This window comes from Micromonospora sp. NPDC049151, assembly GCF_040648395.1.
Taxonomy (GTDB): Bacteria; Actinomycetota; Actinomycetes; order Mycobacteriales; family Micromonosporaceae; genus Micromonospora.
The window spans coordinates 110,200-134,073 of the sequence record NZ_JBEZDP010000006.1 but is presented as its reverse complement, the minus strand read 5'-3'; the positions used below and the strand labels follow the sequence as shown (position 1 = coordinate 134,073).

General features: G+C 74.0%; 16 protein-coding genes and 1 pseudogene. 11 read left to right on the top strand and 6 right to left on the bottom strand.

Features of this window, described 5'->3' with window-relative positions:
* Positions 1 to 64 precede the first annotated feature (64 nt).
* From AB0B20_RS09745 to AB0B20_RS09720, 6 genes are all read left to right on the top strand, one after another.
* A complete protein-coding gene (locus AB0B20_RS09745; protein ID WP_357380749.1) occupies positions 65 to 3,415 on the top strand; it encodes an error-prone DNA polymerase in 3,351 nt (1,116 codons plus the stop codon).
* Between the two features lie 96 nt (positions 3,416 to 3,511).
* A complete protein-coding gene (locus AB0B20_RS09740) occupies positions 3,512 to 3,691 on the top strand; it encodes a hypothetical protein (RefSeq protein ID WP_013287622.1) in 180 nt (59 codons plus the stop codon).
* A gap of 31 nt (positions 3,692 to 3,722) precedes the next feature.
* Positions 3,723 to 4,454: a methyltransferase domain-containing protein gene (locus AB0B20_RS09735; RefSeq protein ID WP_357469569.1), complete on the top strand. Its 732-nt coding sequence runs from the start codon at positions 3,723 to 3,725 to the stop codon at positions 4,452 to 4,454.
* Positions 4,451 to 5,626, top strand: coding sequence for a nucleotide pyrophosphatase/phosphodiesterase family protein (locus AB0B20_RS09730; protein WP_357380753.1), 1,176 nt, complete (start codon positions 4,451 to 4,453; stop codon positions 5,624 to 5,626). Before AB0B20_RS09735 ends, AB0B20_RS09730 begins: the two co-directional genes overlap by 4 nt.
* Positions 5,627 to 5,732: 106 nt before the next feature.
* Entirely contained in the window at positions 5,733 to 6,992 is a 1,260-nt protein-coding gene (locus AB0B20_RS09725) for a DNA polymerase IV (RefSeq protein WP_357380755.1), read from the top strand.
* Between the two features lie 115 nt (positions 6,993 to 7,107).
* On the top strand, positions 7,108 to 7,506 hold the full coding sequence (locus AB0B20_RS09720; protein WP_357380757.1) for a DUF3040 domain-containing protein: 399 nt from the start codon (positions 7,108 to 7,110) through the stop codon (positions 7,504 to 7,506).
* A gap of 647 nt (positions 7,507 to 8,153) precedes the next feature.
* Here AB0B20_RS09720 and AB0B20_RS09715 read toward each other — a convergent pair.
* The 3 genes and pseudogenes from AB0B20_RS09715 to AB0B20_RS09705 all read right to left on the bottom strand — a co-directional run bounded on the left by AB0B20_RS09715 (position 8,154) and on the right by AB0B20_RS09705 (position 12,994).
* Positions 8,154 to 10,642: pseudogene (locus AB0B20_RS09715) on the bottom strand (DUF3488 and transglutaminase-like domain-containing protein).
* Entirely contained in the window at positions 10,639 to 11,937 is a 1,299-nt protein-coding gene (locus tag AB0B20_RS09710; protein WP_357380759.1) for a DUF58 domain-containing protein, read from the bottom strand. Before AB0B20_RS09710 ends, AB0B20_RS09715 begins: the two are co-directional and overlap by 4 nt.
* 1 nt (position 11,938) lies before the next feature.
* The gene (locus tag AB0B20_RS09705; RefSeq protein ID WP_357380761.1) at positions 11,939 to 12,994 is read right to left on the bottom strand and encodes a MoxR family ATPase; all 1,056 of its coding nucleotides are present in this window, start codon (positions 12,992 to 12,994) and stop codon (positions 11,939 to 11,941) included.
* 394 nt (positions 12,995 to 13,388) lie between these two features.
* Between AB0B20_RS09705 and leuS the strand changes: the two genes are divergently transcribed.
* A complete protein-coding gene (gene leuS, locus AB0B20_RS09700) occupies positions 13,389 to 16,229 on the top strand; it encodes a leucine--tRNA ligase (protein ID WP_357469566.1) in 2,841 nt (946 codons plus the stop codon).
* A gap of 45 nt (positions 16,230 to 16,274) precedes the next feature.
* On the opposite strand, the gene AB0B20_RS09695 is transcribed toward leuS, so the two are convergent.
* From AB0B20_RS09695 to AB0B20_RS09685, 3 genes are read right to left on the bottom strand one after another with little or no spacing between them, the layout of a single operon-like run.
* Positions 16,275 to 16,991, bottom strand: a complete 717-nt coding sequence (locus tag AB0B20_RS09695) for a VTT domain-containing protein (protein ID WP_357469563.1) — start codon at positions 16,989 to 16,991, stop codon at positions 16,275 to 16,277.
* Entirely contained in the window at positions 16,988 to 17,710 is a 723-nt protein-coding gene (locus tag AB0B20_RS09690) for a glutamine amidotransferase (protein ID WP_357380771.1), read from the bottom strand. Before AB0B20_RS09690 ends, AB0B20_RS09695 begins: the two co-directional genes overlap by 4 nt.
* On the bottom strand, positions 17,700 to 18,947 hold the full coding sequence (locus AB0B20_RS09685; RefSeq protein WP_357381162.1) for a MurT ligase domain-containing protein: 1,248 nt from the start codon (positions 18,945 to 18,947) through the stop codon (positions 17,700 to 17,702). Before AB0B20_RS09685 ends, AB0B20_RS09690 begins: the two co-directional genes overlap by 11 nt.
* Positions 18,948 to 19,302: 355 nt before the next feature.
* On the opposite strand from AB0B20_RS09685, the gene mraZ reads away from it, so the two are divergent.
* The 4 genes from mraZ (at position 19,303) to AB0B20_RS09665 (ending at position 23,843) form a co-directional block, all read left to right on the top strand.
* Positions 19,303 to 19,734, top strand: a complete 432-nt coding sequence (gene mraZ, locus AB0B20_RS09680) for a division/cell wall cluster transcriptional repressor MraZ (protein ID WP_073831045.1) — start codon at positions 19,303 to 19,305, stop codon at positions 19,732 to 19,734.
* A gap of 204 nt (positions 19,735 to 19,938) precedes the next feature.
* Positions 19,939 to 21,048 carry a 16S rRNA (cytosine(1402)-N(4))-methyltransferase RsmH gene (rsmH, locus tag AB0B20_RS09675; protein WP_357381164.1) on the top strand — a complete coding sequence of 370 codons (1,110 nt, stop codon included), beginning with the start codon at positions 19,939 to 19,941 and terminating at the stop codon, positions 21,046 to 21,048.
* Positions 21,045 to 21,626 carry a hypothetical protein gene (locus AB0B20_RS09670; RefSeq protein ID WP_357380773.1) on the top strand — a complete coding sequence of 194 codons (582 nt, stop codon included), beginning with the start codon at positions 21,045 to 21,047 and terminating at the stop codon, positions 21,624 to 21,626. Before rsmH ends, AB0B20_RS09670 begins: the two co-directional genes overlap by 4 nt.
* Positions 21,627 to 21,629: 3 nt before the next feature.
* Positions 21,630 to 23,843 (top strand): penicillin-binding protein 2, encoded by a 2,214-nt coding sequence (locus AB0B20_RS09665; RefSeq protein ID WP_357469560.1) that lies wholly within the window; start codon positions 21,630 to 21,632, stop codon positions 23,841 to 23,843.
* Positions 23,844 to 23,874 lie beyond the last annotated feature (31 nt).

Genomic DNA, 23,874 nt, shown 5'->3' with positions numbered 1-23,874 from the left:
CCCCTCGGGGGGCCGTTTCGTACCAAGATCTCAGGCGGTTGGCCGCCGGGTGGGGGAGGCGCCGGTGAGCTTCCACAACCCGAAGATGCCGTGGTCCAAGTTGGAGCAGGTGCTGTCCGGGCGGGCCAAGGGCGAGCGGCACCTGCACGTGGTCGACCCGCTCGCGGTCGACGCCGACGGCGGCGACTCACCGGCGTGGAGCCGCAAGCGCCAGGAATACCAGCCGCCGGAGCTGACCCGCCCGGACGGCGTGGTGCCCTACGCGGAGCTGCACGCGCACTCCAACTTCAGCTTCCTCGACGGGGCCAGCCACCCGGAGGAACTGGCCGAGGAGGCGGCCCGGCTCGGGCTGACCGCGCTCGCCGTCACCGACCACGACGGCTTCTACGGCGTGGTGCGCTTCGCCGAGGCGGCCCGCGCGCTGCGGCTGCCGACGATCTTCGGCGCGGAACTGTCCCTCGGGCTGCCCGGCCCGCAGAACGGCGAACCGGACCCGCTCGGCCGGCACCTGCTGGTGCTCGCGCACGGCCACGAGGGGTACGCGCGCCTGGCCGCCACCATCTCCCGGGCCCAGCTGCGCGGCGGGGAGAAGGGCCGCCCGGTCTACGGCGAGCTGGAGGAGATCGCCGCCGAGCTGCGCGACCACGTGCTGGTGCTCACCGGCTGCCGCAAGGGGCACGTGCCCGCGGCGCTGCTCACCGAGGGCGTCGACGCGGCGGCCCGCGAGCTCGACCGGCTCACCGCGCTGTTCGGCGCGGAGACGGTGGCGGTGGAGCTGACCGACCACGGCCACCCGGTCGACGCCGACCGCAACGACGCGCTCGCCGAGCTGGCCGCCGCCGCCGGGCTGCCCACAGTGGCCACCAACAACACGCACTACGCGACCCCGGGCCGGCGTCGGCTGGCCACCACCGTGGCGGCGGTCCGGGCCCGGCGCAGCCTCGACGAGATCGACGGCTGGCTGCCCGCCGCGGCCACCGCCCACCTGCGCAGCGGCGCGGAGATGGCGGCGCGGTTCGCCGCGTACCCGGGCGCTGTGGCGCGGGCCGCCGAGTACGGCGCGGAACTCGCCTTCGACCTCCAGCTCGTGGCGCCGAGGCTGCCCGCGTACCCGGTGCCGCCCGGGCACACCGAGATGAGCTGGCTGCGCCGGCTGACCATGGACGGCGCCCGCGAGCGCTACGGGCCGCCCGAGGCGCACCCGGAGGCGTACGCGCAACTGGAACACGAGCTGCGGATGATCGAAGATCTCGGCTTCCCCGGCTACTTCCTGGTCGTCTACGACATCGTGGCGTTCTGCCGCGCGCAGGACATCTACTGCCAGGGCCGGGGGTCGGCGGCCAACTCGGCGGTCTGCTACGCGCTGCGCATCACAAACGTGGACGCGGTCCGGCACCGGCTGCTGTTCGAACGCTTCCTCGCCCCGGAACGCGACGGCCCGCCCGACATCGACGTGGACATCGAGTCCGACCGCCGGGAGGAGGTGATCCAGCACGTCTACGCGCGCTACGGCCGGGAGCACACCGCCCAGGTCGCCAACGTCATCTCGTACCGGCCCCGGTCGGCGGTGCGGGACGTGGCGAAGGCGTTCGGGTTCTCGCCCGGCCAGCAGGACGCCTGGAGCAAGCAGATCGACAGGTGGGGTTCGGTCGCCGCGGTCGACGTGGCGAACATTCCGGAGCAGGTGGTCGCGTACGCGAACGAACTGCAGACCTTCCCCCGGCACCTGGGCATCCACTCCGGTGGCATGGTGATCTGCGACCGGCCGGTGATCGAGGTGTGCCCGGTGGAGTGGGGCCGGATGCCCGGGCGCAGCGTGCTCCAGTGGGACAAGGACGACTGCGCCGCCGTCGGCCTGGTCAAGTTCGACCTGCTCGGCCTCGGCATGCTCTCGGCGCTGCACTACGGCTACGACCTGATCGGCTCCCGCCTCGACCTGGGCGACATGACGCTGGACGACCCCGAGGTGTACGACATGCTCTGCCGGGCCGACTCGGTGGGCGTGTTCCAGGTGGAGAGCCGGGCCCAGATGGCCACGCTGCCCCGGCTCAAGCCGCGCGAGTTCTACGACCTGGTGGTGGAGGTGGCGCTGATCCGGCCCGGCCCGATCCAGGGCGGCTCGGTGCACCCGTACATCAGGCGCAAGAACGGCCAGGAGCCGGTCACGTACGCGCACCCGCTGATGCGCAACGCGCTGGAGAAGACGCTCGGCGTGCCGCTGTTCCAGGAGCAGCTCATGCAGCTCGCCATCGACCTGGCCGGGTTCGACGCGGCCGGCGCCGACCAGCTGCGCCGGGCCATGGGGGCGAAGCGCTCGGTGGAGCGGATGGCGCAGATCGCCGACCGGCTCTACGCCGGGATGGCCGAGCGGGGCATCACCGGCGAGCTGGCCGACGACGTCTATCGCAAGCTCACCGCGTTCGCCAGCTACGGCTTCCCGGAGAGCCACGCGATGAGCTTCGCCTACCTGGTGTACGCCAGCTCGTGGCTCAAGCGCTACCACCCCGGCCCGTTCCTGGCCGCGCTGCTCAACGCGCAGCCGATGGGCTTCTACTCGCCGCAGACGCTCGCCGACGACGCCCGCCGGCACGGTGTGGAGGTGCGCCGGCCGGACATCAACGCCAGCGGTGCCAAGGCGGTGCTGGAGTCCACGCCGCAGACCCGGTGGGGCAGCGTGCCGGGCGAGCCGCCGCACGCCTGGGGGCTGGGCGGCCCGGCGGTGCGGCTCGGGCTGGGCAGCGTCCGTACCCTCGGCGTCGACGTGGCCGAGCGGATCGAGGCGGAACGCGCCGCGCACGGGGCGTACCGGGACATGCCGGACCTGGCCCGCCGCGTCGGTCTCACCGCCGCGCAGCTGGAGGCGCTGGCCACCGCCGACGCCTTCGCCTGTTTCGGGCTGACCCGGCGGCAGGCCCTCTGGGCCGCCGGCGCGGCGGCCCAGGACCGGCCCGGCCGGCTGCCCGGCACGGTGACCGGCGCGGACCCGCCCGCCCTGCCCGGCATGGCCGCGGTGGACCGCCTGGTCGCCGACGTCTGGGCCACCGGCCTGTCCCCGGAGAGCCACCCGGCCCGGTTCATCAGGGACCGCCTCGACGAGCTGGGCGCGGTGCCGATCGCCCGGCTCGGCCAGGTGCCACCCGGGCAGCGGATCCGGGTCGGCGGGATCGTCACCCACCGGCAGCGCCCGGCGACCGCCGGCGGCGTCACGTTCCTCAACCTGGAGGACGAGACCGGGATGCTCAATGTCACTTGCTCACCGGGGCTGTGGCAGAGATACCGTCGAGTCGCCCGCACCAGCGGAGCACTTGTGGTGCGGGGCCGGCTGCAGCGGCACGAGGGCGTCACGAACCTCACCGCGGACCGGCTGGACGCGATCGAGCCCCCCGTCACACCGGCGTCAAGGGATTTCCGTTGATGGAGTGATCCACATTACGGTTTCTCCGAGCCGGAGGCGGGAGACTCCCGACGCGGGTGGGCAGAGTGGCCCACCCGGGGTATGGGGGATGAACCGATGACCTTTCACCGCACGAACGCCGGTGGCGTGGCAAACGCCCGGCGGACCCGCCTCGGCGCCGACTGGGCGCCCACCCACGAGGCCGAGCCGCGGGAATACCAGGTGACCGACGGCCCGGTGGCCAACCACCAGCGTTCCCGCGCCGAGGACGACCCCGCCGGCGGCGGCGAGTCCTGAACCCGGGCCGGGGGGTGACTAGGCTCGGCGCGTGGAGCAGATCCGAACCCTCACCCCCCGCACCGCAGTCATCTGGTCGGTGCTCCGGGCCGAGCTGGACCGGCGGGCCGGCGAACGACTCTCCGTGCTCGACGTCGGCGGCGGGACCGGCGGCTTCGCCGTCCCGCTCGCCGAGGCCGGTCACCGGGTCACGGTGATCGACGCCAGCCCCGACGCGCTCGCCGCGCTGACCCGACGGGCCGCCGAGGCCGGGGTCGCCGATCGGGTACGCGCGACGCAGGGCGACGCCGACGCGCTCACCGGACTCGTCGAACCAGCCACCGTGGACCTGGTGCTCTGCCATTCCGTCCTCGAGGTGGTCGACGACCCGGAACCGGTGACGTCAGCGCTGGTCGCCGCGCTGCGGCCGGGTGGCGCGGCGAGCGTGCTCGTCGCCGGCCGGGCCGCCGCCGTGCTCGGCCGGGCGATGAACGGGCAACTGGACGCCGCCGCCGCGCTCGCCGCCGACCCGAACGGCACCACCGGCGGCCGGGACACGCTGCGCCGCCGCTACGACGCCGCCGACGCGGGCGCGCTGCTCACCGCCGCCGGCCTCGTCGTGGAGGAGGTCCACGGGGTACGGGTGCTCGCCGACCTTCTTCCGGCCGCGGTGGCCGACGGGCAGCAGGCCGCCCTGGTGGAGCTGGAGCGCGCCCTCGCCGCCCGGTCCCCGTACCGGGATCTCGCCGCCCAGCTGCACCTGTTCGCCCGCCGCCCGGCATGACCGGTCCGGCTCCCGATCCGGCTCCCGGCCCGCTGGACCGGGTGGCGCCGCGCTACGACGGCGGCGCCCTGACCGACGTGCTGCCCAGCGCGTTGGCGCTGCTCGGCGTACCGGGCGCGGCCGACCGGCTCGGCCTGGCCCCGCGCCTGGCCGGGGTACGCCGGATCGCGGTGCTGCTCGTCGACGGCCTCGGCTGGTACCAGATCCCCACCGCCGCCCCGTACGCCCCGACGCTCGCCGGCCTGGCCGCCACCGCCGGCCGCCCACTCACCACCGGCTTCCCGTCCACCACCCCGACAAGCCTGGTCAGCCTCGGCACCGGCACCGGGTCCGGCGCGCACGGCGTGCTCGGCTTCACGGTCCGGGTGCCCGGCACCGGCCGGGTGCTCAACCACGTCGACTGGGCCGGCGACCCCGATCCGGTGAGCTGGCAGCCGGTGCCCACCTGGTACCAGCGGGCCCGTGCCGCCGGGGTCGCGGTGACTGTGGTCAGCCGCCCCGAGTTCGCCGGCAGCGGCCTGACGCTCGCCGCCAACCGGGGCGGCGACTACCGGGGCGCGGCGGGCGTGGACGCGCTCGCCGCCCGGATGCTGGCGGCGCTCGCTGCCGGGGACGGGCCCACGCTCGTCTCCGGCTACCACCCCGACCTGGACCGGCACGGGCACCTCAGCGGCGTGGACTCCGCACCCTGGCGGACCGCCGCCGCCGACGTGGACGCGCTGCTGGCCCGGCTCGTCGACGGGCTGCCGCCGGACGCCGCGCTGCTCGTCACCGCCGACCACGGCCAGCTCGACGTGCCCGCCGGGCACCGGATCGACCTGGACACCGACCCCCGGCTGCGGGCCGGGGTACGGGTGGTCGCCGGTGAGCCCCGGGTCCGCTACCTGCACGTCGAGCCGGGTGCCGAAGCCGACGTGGTGGCCGCCTGGACCGGGGTGCTGGGCCCGGCCGCGCAGGTGCTGACCCGGGCCGAGGCGGTGGCGACCGGCTGGTTCGGGCCGGTGCCCGAGGCGCACCTGACCCGGATCGGTGACGTGGTGGTGGTCTGCCGGGACACGTACGCGGTGGTCGCCAGCCGCTCCGAACCGCCGATGGCATCGCGGCTGGTCGCGTACCACGGTGCCGACACCGCCGCCGAGATGACCATCCCGCTGCTGGTGATCCGGGGCTGACGCCGGTTCGTCCGTGCCTCTGCGCCGGCCTCACCTGGTCCGTGCCTTCGCGCTGGTGGCGTGGACTGGGCGGTGGGTTGTCGGACCGGCGGGCTAGCCTGCTGGCATGGGCCGCAGCCAGTCGTTGCCCCGAGGCGGTGACCCGCGCTTCGGGCCGGACGCCGACGACACCGGCTGCACCGTCCTGCACGTCGACATGGACGCGTTCTACGCCTCGGTGGAGGTGCGGCGCCGCCCCGAGCTGCGCGGCCGGCCGGTGGTGGTGGGCGGCGTCGGGCCGCGCGGCGTGGTCAGCTCCGCCAGCTACGAGGCCCGGCGGTACGGCGTCCGCAGCGCGATGCCCACCGCCCGCGCCCGGGCGCTCTGCCCCGGCGCGGTCTACCTCCCGCCCGACTTCGCCGCCTACACCGAGGCGTCGCGGGCGGTCATGCGGATCTTCCGGGACGTCACCCCGCTGGTCGAGCCGCTGTCGCTGGACGAGGCGTTCCTCGACGTGGCGGGCGCCCGCCGGCTGTTCGGCCGGCCCGCCGAGATCGCCGCGCTGATCCGCCGCCGGGTCGCCGAGGAACAGCGACTGACCTGCTCGGTGGGGGTGGGGCCGAGCAAGTTCGTGGCCAAGCTCGGTTCCACCCGGGCCAAACCCGACGGCCTGCTCGTGGTCCCGGCCGCCCGGGTGCTGGACTTCCTGCACCCGCTGCCGGTGTCCGCCCTGTGGGGCGTGGGGGAGCGCTCCGCGGACGCGCTGCGCCGCCTCGGCCTGCGCACCGTACGCGACCTGGCCGAGGCGCCGGCCGGCCTGCTGCGCCGGGCCGTGGGCGAGGCGTCCGCCACCCACCTGCACGAGCTGGCGTGGGGGCGTGACCCGCGCGCTGTCACGCCCGAGCAGGTGGAGAAGTCGATCGGCGCCGAGGTCACGTTCGACACCGACGTGAGCGACCCGGCCGAGATCCGGCGCTCCCTGCTCGCGCTCGCCGACAAGGCCGGCGCTCGGCTGCGGGCGGCCGGGCAGGTCGGGCGCACCGTGTCGCTCAAGGTTCGCTTCGCCGACTTCCGGACGATCAGCCGCTCCCGCACCCTCGCCGTGCCCACCGACACCGCCCGGGAGATGTTCGACACGGCCTGGGCGTTGTGGACCGCGCTCGCCCCCGGCGAGCCGGTCCGGCTGGTCGGTGTCCGGATGGAAGGTCTCGCCCCGGCCGGGGAGACTCCACGGCAGCTCACCCTGGGCGCGCCGGAGCGCGGCTGGCGTGAGGCGGAGGCGGCGGCCGACGCGGCGGCCGCCCGATTCGGGCGGTCCGTCATAGGTCCGGCCAGTCTTCTCGGCCGTCGTGATACCCGACAAGTCGAAAAACCGGCCCGGCCGTAGGTCGTCCCGCTTTCCGACGCGCGGGGGCCCTCGTAGACTTGCGGGTAAGCAGCCGGATGGCTGCCACGGTCTGTCGGCCCGACCGGGCCGACCAACGTGACCGGGGAGGAGTGCCGTGCCGCTCTCGGAGCACGAGCAGCGGCTGTTCGAGCAGATCGAGCGGTCGCTTGCCGAGGACCCCAAGTTCGCCTCGGCCGTGCGCGCCAGCGACCCGCGTTTCCACGCGCGGCGTCGCGTGCTCGTCGCTGCCGGCGTGGTCGTCGCTGGTCTGGCCCTGTTGATCTACGGTGCCGTGATCAAGATTCCCGCGGTGGCCGTGGCGGGTTTCGTCGTCATGCTGGCCTCGTTGGGCTACGCGGTGCAGTCGCACCGCCGATCCCAGTCGCCCGACCTGCACGTGGTCGGCGGCACAACGAGCCGGCGTCGTCCCCGTGGCCGCAGTGGTGGTCGCCGGGGCTCCTTCCTCGACCGGATGGAGGACCGCTGGCGGCAGCGCCCGGAGGGCCACCGCTGATCACGTCCCGCCCCTGAACCCGGGGGCGGGATACCGGCGGCACCTTTGGCAAGCGCCGCCGGAGCGACCCGCTGCGGGTCGCCGTGGCATGCGCGGGCGAGGGCCCGCGCTTCGTCGTGCCCGCTCCGACCCGGCCGGCGGGGCGGCTCCGCCGGTGGACGTGGCCCGTCCGCTCCGCTCCGCCGCGTCACGCTTCCGTCCCCCTTCCGTCCGGCGCGGCGTCACGCCTCCGTCCCGCGCAGCGCGCGCCGGTTCTCCGTCCGTCCGAGCTTCCGTCGCGCAGCGCCCGCCTGCCGACGTCTCCTCCGTTCCCGCGTGCACCCACTCGGCCATGATCACCGACACCCCTTCCTGCCCAGCAAGACGAGCCTCCCGAATCGCAAGACCCAGAAAAGATCTTGGTACGAAAGCGCCCCTATGGGGGCCATTTCGTACCAAGATCTCGCGGGTGCCAGGGCGGAAGCGTCCAGTCGACCGCCCTCACCCGCCCAGGCGGCGTGCACGGGCGTGCGCCGCACCGGAGCAGGCGGCCCACCCCGGTGATCAAGGAGTTTGTGTCCTCAGCAGAGCCGGATCCGGACACTAACTCCTTGATCACCGGGGGAACGGCCGGAGGGCCGGAGGGCCGGGAGGGGCCGGGAGGGGGGTCAGCGGGCGGGGCGGCCGGCCAGGAGGCGGCGCGGGCTCCAGCGCGTGAGGCGCTGGCGGACCTGGCCGCTCGTGGTCACCACCCTTGCCGACCGTTCGGCCAGGCCGGTACGCCAGCGCTGCAGCACCGACGGGGGCAGCAGCGCCGCCATCAGCCGGGTGCGGCGGTCCGCGCCGGCCGCCAGCGCGCCCCGGACCGTACGCAGCGCCGGCTGTAGCTCCGCGTCGGTCAGCGGGTCACGGGCGTACCGGGCGCGCTCCTCGGCGCGGCCGAGCAGGCGTACCCCGGTCGCGGCGTCCCCGCGCTCGGCGAGCGCCTCCCGGGCCAGCCGCTCGGCGGTCGCCCGCGGGGTCTCCGTGCGGTCCACCCGGACCTGGAAGTCGACGAGCGTGTCGAGCAGCTCGTCCCAGGCGGCGTGCGCGTCGGCGCGGGCCGCCTCGGCGTCCACGCCGACGACCACCTCCCGCGTCTCGCCGCGCTGGCCCGGCACCGGAAGCGCGGTGGCCGCGGGCGTGACCGTCCGGGCACGCCGGCGGCGGCGCAGGGCGGAGCGGCGCAGGGCCGGTACGGCCAGCAGCGCCAGCAGCGCCAGCAGAGCGCCGGCCAGCCACCACGGCCAGACCGGGCTCTCCTCGGCCGGGCCGCCCTGGTTCAGGGCCAGGCCCTGGTCGGCGTCCTTGTCCAGCCGGTCCGTCTCGTTCGGCCCGGCCGACGGGCCGGCCGCGTCGGGAACGGCGGTGCTGCCGGCCGAGGGGGTGACCTCCTCGGGGGCGTCGATGTCCGGCGCCCAGGCCGAGCGGACCGAGCCGGCCACCGCCGCCGCCGGGGTGGCGTCGAACGGCACCCAGCCGATCCCGCCGAAGTAGACCTCGGTCCAGGCGTGCAGGTTCTGGTTGGTCAGCACGTACGTGCCGCCCTCGGCCCTGCTGCCGTTCGTGAACCCGACCGCCACCCGGGCGGGGATGCCGGCGGCCCGGACCAGCCAGGCCATCGCCGCGGCGTACTGCTGGCAGTAGCCGACCTTGGTGGCGAGGAAGTCGGTGATGTCCTCACCGCTGCTGCCGTTGCGGGTGGACAGCGAGTAGGTGAAGCCGTTCTCCACGGAGAAGTAGTCGTAGATCGCCCGGACCTTGTCGTAGTCGGTCGACTTGCTCTTCACCAGCTGCGCGACCAGTTCCTCGACGGCCGGGACCGACGGCCGCTCGGTCTGCTGCCGCATCACCGGGCTGTCCGAGGGCAGTGACGGGGCGGTGCGCAGCGCCGTGGGGCTGAACGTGGACCGGACGTAGTCGAACGAGTAGCTCTTGCCGCGGGCGTTGTCCCGGTTGGAGAAGACGACCTGCTGGTTCGGGTCGTACAGCCAGTTGCCGTTGAGGTCGTCGGTCTTGACCGGCTCGGCGTAGACCGGCAGCAACGGCATGTTGAGGTTCTTCGTCACCTCGACCGTGGCGCGGTAGCGCTGCTGCTCCACGCCGCGCACGGCGCGTTCCCTCGGGTCGGGCAGCGGCCGGGTGATCGGCCGCCCGGTCGGCACGCGTGCCTGGAAGCCGCTCGGCCGAAGGTCGTCGACCACGCCCAGGCGCAGGTAGAACGGCGTCGTCTCGTCGGTGCTGACCTTGACCAGCTCGACTTCCTCACTCTGGTTGAGCTGGCCGCTGAGCGCCGCGAACAGGTCGACCCGGCCCGAACTGCCGCCCTGGCCCGGCCGCCCGCTGCCGTCGCCGGGCCCGTTGCCGACGTTGTTCATCAGGCCGCCGGTCATCCCGGGCACCGCGAGCGGCAGCGCCACCGCCACGATCACGCCGACCACCGCGAGCCGTCGTCCCGCCGCGGCCAGCGGGGACGCCTCCCAGACGTCCACGTCCCGCCCCTCGCCGGTGAACCGGCGGCCGAACCGGCGTACCCGGTCCACGTTGTCGGTGACCAGCAGCCAGAGGTAACCGGCGGCGCCCACCACGAACGGGGTGGCCGGGACGCTGTCCACGTACACCGCGACCGGCACCGAGTAGATGGCGAGCATCGGCAGGCCGGCCAGCGCGGGCCGGCGCAACCCGACCGCGAGCACGTCCACCACCACCGCCACCGCGCCGATGCCGAGCACCGCGAGGAACAGCAGCGAGTCGACGTCCGGCACCTTCACGCCGTACGAGCGCATGTCCTGCAACGACGCCTGGAGCAGGTCGCCGAAGTGGGCGAACGTCGCAGGGGTCGGCACGAACGCGAGCAGTTCGGTGCCGCCGGGGAAGACCCACGTCAGGCCCAGGGTCAGCCCGGCCAGCATGGCGAGCACCTGCCCCCACAGCGGGAACCGGCCCAGGCGGCTCAACGCGGCCGAGCCGGCCACCACGGCGACCACGACGGCGGCCTGGATCAGCCAGGTCCAGCGTTCGAAGATCGCCGACAGCGGTGCCGCCGCCAGCAGCGTCGCCGCCGCGGCGACGAACCCGATGTTGCGGTGCGGGGTCACAGGGACATCCTTCCGGTCATCGTCGTCCGCCGGCCACCGTCTCGGCCATGGCCGCTCGCAGCGCGAAGCCCTGCGAGCCCCGTCCGGCCTGCGGCCACACCATCGGCAGGCGCGTGCCGTGCTCCACCCCGATGACCCGCCAGCCGCTCTGCAGCAGCGCGAGCGCGGCGGCGCCGTGTGCCCGCTCCGCTTCGGCCCGGGCGTTCGGTGGCAGGTTGAGCCAGGTGTTGCTGTCCAGCAGGAACGCCACACAGGTTGCGCCGTTGCCGCGCAAGCCGGCCAGCAGTTCCGCCTCGGCGGCGCCGAGCGTGCCGAGCAGCGCGATGATCAGACCGCCGTCGGCCCGCTGCCGGACCTGCTGCACCAGCGTGGTGATCTCGCCGCGCCGGTCCAGGTGCACGTCGGCGAGGTGGTCGAGGAGCAGTCCCTCACCGCCGGCCTCGGTGGCCCCGACGTCGGCGCCGTTGCCGGTGACCAGCCGCAGCTTGTAGCCGGCCTCGCGCAGGTGCACGGCGACGCTGGCCGCCGCCGAGACCGCCCACTCGAAGCTTGCCGTCGGGCCCTCGCCCCGGTGCCCGCCGGCGCGGGTGTCGAGCACCACCGTGGCGCGGCTCTCCCACGGCTGCTCCTCACGGCGCACCATCAGCTCACCGGTGCGGGCGGTGGACTTCCAGTGCACCCGGCGCAGGTCGTCGCCCATCCGGTACTCCCGGGTGGCGGCGTCGTCCTCGCCGTGCACCGCCACCGAGCGGGCCCGGCTGTCGCCGCTGCCCGCGTACTCACCGGGGAGCCGCACCGACGGCAGCGGGGTGACCTGCGGGATCACCGTGAGGTGGTCGGTGCTGGGGAACGACCGGGTCAGCTCGCACAGTCCGAACGGGTCGGTCAGCCGGATCACCAGCGGCCCGACCTCGTAGCGGCCCCGCACGTCCGCCCGGACCGTGTACGCCACCGAGCTGGCCTGGTGCGCGCCGAGCCGTTCCAGCACCACCCGGGGGCGGCTGCCCAGCGCGTACGGCAGGCGGTCCTCCAGCAGCAGCGTGCCGGTGGGCAGCCGGGACAGGTTCTGCAACCGCAGCACCACCCGGGAGCTGGCCCCGACCGGCACCCGGTGCGGCTCCAGCGACCTGTTGCAGGCCAGCTTGTACCGGCTGCGCCCGACGTACGCGGCGGCCAGCAGCGGCAGCACGGCGAGCAGGACCGCCACCCGGAGCAGGTCCTTCTCGCCGAGGATGCCGGCGGAGATCGCGGCGGCCACCGCGGCCGCCAGGAAGGAGCGGCCGCGGGTGGTCAGCCCACGCAGGCCGTCGCGCACGTCACGGCCTCCGCGGCTCGTACGGCCCGCGGCTGTTGTTGCCGCCGCCGGGCCGGGTGTCGTACGGCGAGCGCTGCCGGTCGTGCGGGAGCGGCAGGCGGTGCACCAGCTCGGAGACGATCGCGTCGGTGGTGCGCCGGGCCAGTTGCGCGTCGGCGGTGGGGATGATCCGGTGCGCCAGTACCGGCACCGCGAGGACCTGGAGGTCGTCCGGAAGGACGTAGTCGCGGCCCTCCAGGGCGGCCACCGCGCGGGCGGTGCGCAGCAACTGGAGCGTGGCGCGCGGGGACGCGCCGAGGCGCAGGTCGGGTGCCTCCCGGGTGGCGGTGACCAGGTCGATCGCGTACTGCTTGACGGCGTCGGCGACGTGCACCTGCCGGACGTGGCCGATCAGCCGGCGGACGGTGGCCGCGTCGGAGACCGGCCGCAGCCCCGGCAGCGGGTCGGTGGCGCCGTGCCCGTCGAGCATCGCCAGCTCGGCCCGCGGGTCCGGGTAGCCCATGGCGATCCGGGCGGTGAACCGGTCCCGCTGCGCCTCGGGCAGCGGGTAGGTCCCCTCCATCTCGATCGGGTTCTGCGTCGCGATCACCATGAACGGCGTCTGCAACTGGTAGGTGACCCCGTCGACTGTGACCTGCCGTTCCTCCATGCACTCCAGCAGCGCCGACTGGGTCTTCGGCGAGGCCCGGTTGATCTCGTCGCCGACGACCAGGTTGGCGAAGACCGCGCCGGGGCGGAACTCGAAGTCGTGCGTCTCCTGGTTGTAGACGCTGACGCCGGTGACGTCGCTGGGAAGCAGGTCGGGGGTGAACTGGATCCGCCGGACCGAGCAGTCGATGGAGCGGGCCATCGCCTTGGCGAGCTTGGTCTTGCCGACGCCGGGCACGTCCTCGATGAGCAGGTGACCCTCGGCCAGCAGCACCGCCAGGGCGAGCCGGACGGTGGCGGTCTTGCCCTCGATGACCTGCTCGATGTTGGCCACGATGGCCTCGCTGGCGGCGCGGAACTCGTCGTGCGGCAGCAGACCGCCCACCTCGTCCCAGGTCTGTTGTGTCACGGGCCTCCTCCTCGTCGCCTGGACGGCAGCTTTTTATAGAGCACCTGGACCCGCCGTTGGGTTCGCGACGCCGAGCCACGTCTGCCGCAGTAATCTCACTGGCCTCTCAGGCTAACCATGTTTGTCGTTATCGCCGACTCCCGCAGGTGGTCGGTCGGTTACGCCCGGAATATTCGCCAGACCGGGGGACCGGCGCGGGGCCGGAACTGGCGCGCGGGTGCGGAGAGGCGCGAGGTACACTGCGTGCATGGCCGGGTTCTTCCTGCTTCTTACCGAGCCGTGTTGATGCGCTGAAAAGCGCGACAGCACGGCCGCCCCTCCTGCGCGAGGGGCTTTTTTGTGCCCGCAGCAGACCGCCCACATATTTCGTATCGATCCGCGCCGAGGAGACGCCATGAGTGAGGCAGCCGCACCGGCGACCGACATTCCCCCGTTCCGGTACACCGCCGCCCTGGCCGACGAGATCGAGCACCGCTGGCAGGACACCTGGGAGCGCGACGGCACCTTCCACGCCCCGAACCCCGCCGGCCCGCTGGCCGACCCGGGTCACCCGCGCGCGGGCGCCGAGAAGCTGTACGTGCTGGACATGTTCCCGTACCCGTCGGGCGCCGGCCTGCACGTCGGGCACCCGCTGGGTTACATCGGCACCGACTGCTACGCCCGCTACCAGCGGATGGCCGGGCGCAACGTGCTGCACGCGATGGGCTTCGACGCGTTCGGCCTGCCCGCCGAGCAGTACGCGGTGCAGACCGGCACCCACCCCCGGACCACCACCGAGGCCAACATCGAGCGGTTCAAGGCGCAGCTGCGCCGGCTGGGGCTGGGCCACGACGAGCGGCGTTCGGTGGCGACCATCGACACCGACTTCTACCGCTGGACCCAGTGGATCTTCCTGCAGATCTTCAACTCCTGGTACGACGCGGATGCGAAGAAGGCCCGGCCGATCGCCGAGCTGATCGCCGAGTTCGAGGGCGGCACCCGTGCCACCCCCGACGGGCGCCCGTGGGCCGAGCTGTCCGTGGGGGAGCGGCGGCGCGTCGTCGACGACCACCGGCTGGCGTACGTCTCGGAGGCGCCGGTGAACTGGTGCCCGGGCCTGGGCACCGTGGTGGCCAACGAGGAGGTCACCGCCGACGGCCGCTCCGAGCGCGGCAACTTCCCGGTCTTCAAGCGCAACCTGAAGCAGTGGATGATGCGGATCACCGCGTACGGGGACCGGCTGCTGGAGGACCTGGACACACTGGACTGGCCCGAGCCGATCAAGCTGCAGCAGCGCAACTGGATCGGCCGGTCGACCGGCGCGCACATCGACTTCCCGACGGACGCGGCCCCGGTGCGGGTGTTCACCACCCGGCCGGACACCGTCTTCGGCGCCACCTACATGGTGCTGGCGCCCGAGCACGAGCTGGTCGACGTGCTGACGCCGGCCGCCTGGCCGGAGGGCACGAAGGACGCCTGGACCGGCGGGCACGCCGGCCCGCGTGAGGCCGTCGAGGCGTACCGGAAGGCCGCCTCGGCCAAGACGGACGTGGAGCGGCAGGCGGACAGCAAGGAGAAGACCGGCGTCTTCGTCGGCGCCTACGCCACCAACCCGGTGACCGGCGGGCAGATCCCGATCTTCATCGCCGACTACGTGCTGGCCGGGTACGGCACCGGCGCGATCATGGCGGTACCCGCCCAGGACGAGCGGGACTGGGCCTTCGCCGAGGTCTTCGAGCTGCCGATCGTGCGGACCGTGCAGCCGCCGGAGGGCTTCGACGGCAAGGCGTACACCGGGGACGGCCCGGCGATCAACAGCGCCGCGCCGGATCGCGGCATCGACCTGGACGGCCTGGGCGTCACCGACGCGAAGGCGCGCATCATCGAGTGGCTGGAGGCCAGCGGGCACGGCGCCGGCGCGGTCACCTGGCGGCTGCGCGACTGGCTGTTCTCCCGGCAGCGCTACTGGGGCGAGCCGTTCCCGATCGTGTACGACGAGACCGGGGCGCCGATCGCGCTGCCCGAGTCGATGCTGCCGGTCGAGCTGCCCGAGGTGGAGGACTTCTCGCCGAAGACGTTCGACGCCGACGACGCCGACAGCGATCCGGAGACCCCGCTGTCGCGGCGGCGTGACTGGGTGGAGGTGGAGCTGGACCTGGGTGACGGGCCCAAGCGCTACACCCGCGAGACGAACGTGATGCCGCAGTGGGCCGGCTCCTGCTGGTACGAGCTGCGCTACCTGGACCCGACCGACTCGCAGCGCTTCGCCGACCCGGAGAACGAGGCGTACTGGATGGGGCCGCGCGGCGCGGGCGACTGCGGTGGCACCGACCTGTACGTCGGCGGCGCCGAGCACGCCGTGCTGCACCTGCTGTACGCCCGCTTCTGGCACAAGGTGCTGTACGACCTGGGCCACGTCTCGTCGTTCGAGCCGTTCCGCCGCCTGTTCAACCAGGGCATGATCCAGGCGTACGCGTTCGTCGACCCGCGCGGCGCGTACGTGCCCGCCGAGGAGGTCGTCGAGGTCGACGGCCGCTGGTTCCACGGCGAGACCGAGGTGCGGCGCGAGTACGGCAAGATGGGCAAGTCGCTGAAGAACGTCGTCACGCCCGACGACATGTGCGCGGCGTACGGCGCGGACACGTTCCGGGTGTACGAGATGTCGATGGGCCCGCTGGAGGTGTCCCGCCCGTGGGAGACCCGGGCGGTGGTCGGCTCGTACCGCTTCCTGCAGCGGGTCTGGCGCACCGTCGTCGACGAGCAGACCGGCCAGCTGCGGGTCACCGACGAGCCGGCCGACGAGGCGACCCGGCGGCTGCTGCACAAGGCGATCGACGGGGTCCGCGCCGACATGGACGGGATCCGGTTCAACACCGCCATCGCCAAGCTGATCGAGCTGACCAACGGCCTGACCCGGCTGGCGCGTACCCCGCGCGAGGTGGCCGAGCCGCTGGTGCTGATGGTCGCGCCGTTCGCCCCGCACATGGCCGAGGAACTGTGGCACAAGCTGGGCCACGAGCACTCACTGGCGTACGCGGACTTCCCGGTCGCCGACCCGGCCCTGCTGGTGGCCGAGTCGGTCACGTACCCGGTTCAGGTGAACGGCAAGGTCCGCGGCCGGGTCGAGGTGCCGGCCGACGCGACCGAGGAGACCGTGCGCGCGGCGGCGCTGGAGGCGGTGGCCGGCACGCTGGCCGGCAAGGAGCCGCGCAAGGTGATCGTGGTGAAGGGCCGGATGGTCTCGGTCGTCGCCTGACCCGGCCGGTGGGCGTGTCCACATCGGGGGCACGCCCACCGCCGGTCATGCCGGCTCGGACCGGCGCCGCCGCTCGGCCCGCCACCAGCGGTGGATGATCAGCACGCTGGCGATCAGGCCGAGGCTCGCCGGCGCGGCCGCGTACCAGTTGATCGAGCCGGGCGTGGTCACCGCCGCGCCGATCGCCGCGTACCCGACGGCGGTGGGGGCGGAGGCGATCACGCTGCCGGTCAGGAACGGCAGCACCCGGGCGGCGGTGGTGCCGTAGCCGTAGCTGACCAGACCGAACCCGGCGATCGGCAGCAGCCGTACGGTGACCACGCCGAAGACGCTCTGCCGGGCGAACCAGCCGTCCAGGCGGGCCAGCCGGCCGCGCACCCGCTCGGCGACGAAGTCGCGGCCGAGCACCCGGCCGACGGTGAAGCCGATGGCCGCCGCGAGCAGCGCCGCGCCGAGCGCGTACGCGGCACCCTGCACCGGGCCGAAGATCGCGCCCGCCGCCAGCGTGACGAACGTGCGCGGCACCAGCGCCACCAGCAGCAGCGCGCCGCCGATCACCGCCGCGGGCGGGCCGTAGCCGCCGAGCGAGTCGGCGAGCCGGGGCAGGTCGGCCGGGTCCGGCCGGGGCACCAGCAGCAGCGTCACGCCGAACCCGGCGAGCAGCAGCAGGAGCAGCCCGAACCGGCGCGCCGAGGGTTGCCGCAGCAACCCGGCGAGCCGGCGGGCCACCGGTCGCCGCCCCGGCCGGGCGGCGTCGGTCACGGCCTCGGTGCGGCGGCCACCGCGGCGCGGCGCTCGGAGCGGAGCCGGTCGGCCCAGGTGTCGTCGAGCGGGGGCAGCTGGTGGATGCCGGTCGCCCAGCGCAGCAGCAGGTCGGCCAGGTCCGGGTTGCGGGCCAGCGCCGGGCCGTGCGAGTAGGTGCCCAGCAGTTTGCCCCGCCACGCGCCCTCGGTGGCGCCGTCGTTGCCGACCCCGGCGGTGACCCGGGCCAGCGGGGACACGCCCGGGCCGAGGTGGGTACGGCCGCCGTGGTTCTCGAAGCCGGACAGGTGCGGGATGCCCAGCCGCGGGTCGACCTCGCCGGCCAGCTCGCCGACCGCGCGGGTGGGGCCCCGGTCGGAGGAGAGGTCGAGCAGTTCCAGCCCGGCGCAGCGGGTGCCCTTGGCGAAGAAGGAGGTGCCGAGCAGCTGGTAGCCGGCGCAGACGCCGAACACCACCGAACCCTGGGCCACCGCCCGGTGCAGGCCGCCGTCGGCGATCAGGCGCTGGGCGCCGAGCGCCTGCGGGCCGTCCTCGCCGCCGCCGATGAGGTAGATGTCGGCGGTGGCGGGCAGCCGCTGGTCGGAGCGGACCTCCAGCACCTCGACCGGCATGCCGCGCAGCTGGGCCCGGCGGGCCAGGATCAGCATGTTGCCCCGGTCGCCGTACGTGGACAGCAGGTCGGGATAGATCCAGACGATGCGCAGGCTCTCAGTTGACACGGTCCAGCTCCGCTCGGATGTCCTGGAAGGCGGTGTAGTTGGCGATGACCTCCAGCCGGCCCGGCGGCACCGCGCGGACCGCCTCGTCGAAGGCGCGTACGTGCTGGAACGGCACGCCGTTGACCTCCAGCCGCACCGCCAGGTCGTACGCCCGGTCACCGGTGATCAGCACCTGCCGGCCGATCAGCGGGGAGAAGTCCACGTCGAACAGCCAGGAGGTGTCCAGCCCGTCGGGGTCGCGGGCGTTTATGGACAGCAGTGTCGGCGCGACGTCGGCCATGTCGAACGCCTCCAGCCAGCTCGCCGGGTTCTTCGCCAGCAGCAGCCGGATGTTGCGCCCGTCGCGGTCCACCTGGGCGTAGCGGCCGGCCACCGAGGTGACGCTGCCGAGCCGGGAGACCGCGTCCACCGGGCGTACGCCGAACTCGGCGGCGACGGCGAGGGCGGTGGCCGCGTTGCCCAGGTTGACCTTGCCGGGGAGCTGGAGCTGGATCTTGTGCCAGGCGCCTGTGGGGTCGAGCACGCCGTCGTCCTCGACCGTCCAGTTCGGCTCGGGACGGCGCAGCGGGCAGCCGGTGCACCACCACTGCTCACCGGAGCGCTGGATGGTGGAGCCGCACTCGGGGCAGACCCAGGAGTCGTCGTGCCAGCGCTGCCCGGCGCTGAACCAGGTGACGTGCGGCGGCACGTGGCCCTGGGCCGGGTCGGCCGGCGGGCAGGCGGCCCACACCACCATCGGGTCGTCGGCGTTGGCGACCACCCGTATCCGCGGGTGCCGGACCAGGGCGGCGCGCCAGAGCTGCGCCATCATGGCGACCTCCTTGGCGCGGTCGAGCTGGTCGCGGGAGAGATTGAGCAGCGCCACCACGTGCGGCTCGGTCGCCTCCAGCACCTGGGCGAGGTAGTGCTCGTCCACCTCCAGCACCGCGTACGGCGTGCTGCCGGCCTTTGCGAGCGCCGAGGTGTGGCCGGTGGGCATGTTCGCGCCGAAGGAGTTGGTGGCGACCCGGCCGAGCACGCCGACCGCGGCGGTGGTGAGCCGGGTCGTGGTGGTCTTGCCGTTGGTGCCGGACACCAGGGCGATCGCGCGCCCGGCCGAGAGGTGGGCGAGCAGGTCCGGGTCGATCTTGAGGCCGATCCAGCCGCCGATCACCGAGCCGTCGCCGCGACCCGCGGCCCGCGACAGCGCCGCGGCGGTGCGCGACACGGAGCTGGCCACCTTCGCCCGCAAGGGCATCTTCGCGTCCGTCACGCGAGCGAGGTTACCGGACCGCCACCTCCACCAGATCGCCGCCGACGGCGAACCGTTCGGCCGGGGACGGCGCGGCGGACGGCCGGAGCGCGCCGGGCCGGACGGCGGCGGTCGATGTCGGGTAGCGGACGGTGTGGGGCGCCCTCCACCCCCTCCACTCGGCCCCACCCGCGTTGACGTGCGGTTTTGCGCGCCGAAACGCCACGCCACGCGGGCGATTCTGGTTGCAGGTGGAGGGAAGTGGAGTAGAGTGGGGCGCGATGGTGAGGCCGGGAGGGCCACACCGGCCCGGGGGGTCAGCGGCGCCGCGAACGCCGCTCAGGGCGAGGGGGTTGGGCCGATGTTCCTCGGCACCCACACTCCGCGCCTGGACGACAAAGGCCGGTTGATCCTTCCGGCGAAGTTCCGGGACGAACTGGCGGGGGGTGTCGTGATCACCAAAGGGCAGGAGCGCTGCCTCTACGTCTTCCCGATGCCCGAGTTCCAGCGGATCGCCGACCAGTTGCGCGCGCAGCCGATGACGAGCAAGGCGGCCCGGGCCTACAGCCGGGTCTTCTTCGCCAGCGCGCACGACGAGGTGCCGGACAAGCAGGGGCGGGTCACGATTCCCGGCCACCTGCGGTCGTACGCGGCACTGGACCGGGATCTGGTCGTGATCGGAGCGAGCACCCGGGTGGAGATCTGGGACAGGGCGGCCTGGGAGGCCTACCTCGCGGAGAGCGAAGACGACTTCGCCGACATCGAGGAGGGGGTGCTGCCCGGCGGTCTGTAGGGCGTGACGGCGCCCGACGTACTGCGAGATCTCCAGCCGCTTTCGAGTTCCTGGCACCCCTTCCCCGGTGCCAGGCGCACGATCCGACACGGAGGGCCGCGGCCTCCGGCGGGCGGGAGCGGATGGGGATCTGGCGGTATGGCGAGGCGTCGTGGCGACGACGGACACGTGACGGAACGGCTGGCGAACGGGGTGGGGGTCGACATGGGGGAGCTACGCGGCACGCACGTGCCGGTGCTGCTCGAGCGGTGTCTCGAGCTGCTGGCCCCCGCACTGGGCCGGCCCGGTCGCACCGTGCACGTCGACGCCACGCTCGGCCTGGCCGGGCACGCCGAGGCGGTGCTCACGGCGCACCCGGACACGGTGCTGATCGGCCTGGACCGGGACACCGAGGCGCTGGCCCACGCGCGGGTCCGCCTGGCCCGGTTCGCCGACCGGATCCACCTGGAGCACGCCGTCTACGACGAGCTGCCCGAGGTGCTCGACCGGCTCGGTTACCCGGCGATCGACGGGGTGCTGTTCGACCTCGGCGTCTCGTCCCTGCAACTCGACGCGCCCGACCGCGGGTTCGCCTACGCGCAGGACGCGCCGCTGGACATGCGGATGGACCAGACCCGGGGGGTGACCGCCGAGGAGGTGGTGAACACCTACTCCCACCCGGACCTGGCCCGCCTGCTGCGGGTGTACGGCGAGGAGAAGTTCGCCGGAAAGATCGCCTCGGCGATCATCCGGGAGCGGGAGCGGACCCGGATCACGTCCTCGGCCCGGCTGGCCGAGCTGGTCCGCGACGCCATTCCGGCACCGGCCCGACGAACCGGTGGACACCCGGCAAAGAGAACGTTTCAGGCTTTGCGGATCGAGGTAAACAGAGAACTGGCAGCGCTGGAGACGGCGCTGCCGGCTGCTCTCGACAAGCTCACAGTGGGCGGCCGCATGGTGGTCCTGTCCTACCACTCGCTGGAGGACCGGCTCACCAAGCAGGCGCTCGCCGACCGGGTCCGCAGTAAGGGCCCGATCGACCTCCCGGTCGAACTGCCCGGGTCGGGCCCGACGTTCCGGCTGTTGAGCCGGGGCGCCGAGCTGCCCGGGGAGGCGGAGGTGGCCGCGAACCCGCGTGCCGCCTCGGTACGGCTGAGAGCAGCGGAACGGCTCGACCCGGAGGCGGCCCGGCAGGGGCGTACCGACCGCGAACGGTACCGCCGCCGGGTGAAGGCGATGCACCAACCGGGGACGGGGTCACCGGGGTCCGACGAGGACCCGCGGTCGGCCCCGGGGGACGCGAACGGGACGGACGAGGAGGGGGAGGGGACATGAACGTCGAGAAGCGCGACGGCCGGGGAGCCGTCGGGCAGCGCGCACCGCGGTCGGGGGGCCGGACCGCGGCGCAGCGCACCACGCCGGACACGACGGCGGCCGACCGCCGGGAGCAGGCTCGCGCCCGGGGGGCGCGCGAGTTCCCGACGCAGGGCAGCGCCGCCCTGCGGCCGGCCGAGCGTACCCGGGTCGCCGGCACGCCGGCGCCGCGCCTGCGGGTCGCCCCGCCGGCGCCGATCCGGGTTCCCCGGGCGCCCTTCGTCGCGTTGATCCTGGTGCTCGTGGTCGGTGGGGTGCTGGGCATCCTGGCCGTCAACACCAAGATCAACGAGAACGCCTTCAAGCTGGAGAAGCTCCAGCAGCAGCAGAACAAGCTGAACGTCGACGAGCAGGAGCTGAAGAAGCAGATCGCCGAGCAGAAGGCGCCCGGCAACCTCACCGCGAACGCCCGCAAGCTCGGCCTGGTCGAGTCCGAGGACCCGGCGTACATCCGGCTGCCGGACGGGCAGACCATCGGGGTGCCGCACCCCGCGCAGGGCGCCCCGTCGGTCACCAGCCAGCAGGGCAACGGAGGCTGAGCGATGCCGCCGAGATCGGAGGATCCGCGCCGGGACGCCACTGGCTCCCGGCGCGGATCGTCGCGGGGGTCGGAGCCGCGCGAGCCGGGCCTCGGCGGGATCTCCGACGCCCGCGCGTACACCCCGCGCGGGCGGACCGTGCGCGAGGGCGGCGGCGCCGAGCAACGGCGTACCCCCCGGAGCAACCGGTCCGGCGACCCGTTCCGGCCCGCGTTGCAGGTGCTCGACGGCGGCCGGGCCGGGCGGGCCGGCACGCGCGAGCCCGCCACCGACGGCGCCCGGTCCGGCCGCCGGTCCACCGCCGCGGGCGGCCGGGCCGGCGTGGTGCGGACCGTCTCGTCCCGGCCGGTGCGGGAACCGTTCGACGACGAGGACGACGCGCCGCCGCCGCGCCGCCGGTCCCAGCCGCGCCGCCCGGCCGCCCAGCCCCGCCGCCCGGTCCGCAAGCCGCGCCGGCCGCCGCGGCTGGGCGACCCGCGCCGACGCCTGCGGCTCGGCACCGTGCTGGCGCTGGCGCTGTTCGCCAGCATCGGCGTGCGGCTGGTCTACCTCCAGACCGTGGACACCCCGGCGTACGCCGACGGCGGCCTGCCCAACCGGCTCGCCGTGGTCGAGCTGCCCGCCGCGCGCGGGGCGATCCTCGACCGCGGCGGAGAGCCGCTGGCGCACAGCGTCGAGGCCCGGTACGTGTTCGCCGACCCGACCCGGGTCAAGGACCGGTTCGCCACCGCGCGCCTGCTCTCCCCGCTGCTCGGGATGCCCGCCTCCGACCTGGCCGAGAAGATGCGCGAGCGCACCCTGCCCGGCAGCGACACCCCGTCGCAGTTCGTCTACCTGGCCCGTGGTGTCGAGATCAGCACCGCGAAGAAGATCATGGCGTTGGAGCTGGCCGGCATCAACGTGCACCGCGACGAGCGCCGCGAGGTGCCCGGCGGCGACCTGGCCGCCAACCTGATCGGCTTCGTCAGCCAGGACATGAACGGCCTGGAGGGCCTGGAGGCCAAGTACGACGACGTGCTGCGCGGGCAGGCCGGCAAACGGACCTACGAGGTGGGCCTGGGCGACCTGGCCGCACCCATCCCGGGCGGCTACAGCCGCACCACCCAGCCGCAGCCGGGCAGCTCGCTGAAGCTCACCGTCGACCGGGACCTCCAGTTCATGACGCAGCGGATCCTTGCCCGGCAGACGGCGAAGGTGAAGGGCAGCGTCGGCGCGGCGGTGATCATCGAGGTGCCGAGCGGTGAGGTGCTGGCGCAGGCCAGCCAGCCCACGTACGACGCGGCCAACCCCACCAAGGTCACCTCGCCGGCCGACCGGGACGACGCGGCCACCACGTTCGTGGTCGACCCCGGATCGATCCACAAGGCGATCACGTACGGCGCGGCCCTCCAGGAGGGCGTGATCACGCCGGAGACCTCGTTCCCGGTGGCGAACACGATCGTGCGGGGCGGTGTCACCTTCCGCGACACACACCCGGTCGGCGGCCGCACCATGAGCATCCCCGGCATGCTCGCCTTCTCGTCGAACGTCGGCACCATCGAGATCGCCGAGAAACTGGGCAAGGAACGGCTGTTCGACTACCAGAAGCGGTTCGGGCTGGGCCAGGCCACGGGTGAGGGCATGCCCGGTGAGGCGCCCGGCCGGCTGCTCCCGCCGGACCAGTGGAGCGGCTCGGCGTACGGGTCGGTGCCGATCGGGCACAGCGTGGACGCCACGCCGCTGCAGATGGCCGCCGCGTACGCCACGATCGCCAACAACGGCACGTACGTGCAGCCGCACCTGGTCAAGGAGACCATCGGCGCGGACGGCGAGCGCAGCCCCGCCGCGGCGCCCACCACCCGGTCGGTGCTCAGCCCGGCCAACGCGGCGGCGCTGCGCCAGATGATGGAGGCGGTCACCACCGTCGACGGCCCGGACGGCCAGGGGACCGGACTGGCCGCCGCCGTGCCCGGCTACCGGGTGGCCGGCAAGACCGGCACCGGGCTGCGCTACGACGGCGGCAAGCTCCAGCCCGGCGAGGTCGGCTCGTTCATCGGCATGGCCCCGGCGGAGAACCCCCGGTACGTGGTGGCGGTCTTCGTGTGGAGCCCCGGCGGCGGTGGCGGCGCGGTCGCCGCGCCCGCGTTCCGGGAGATGATGGGCTTCACTCTCCGCCACTACCGGGTGCCGCCGTCGCTCACCAACAAGTCCCCGAAGTTCGAGGTCTTTCCGCGCTGAGCGGGAACGGCGGGACATCATCGGTGAGTGG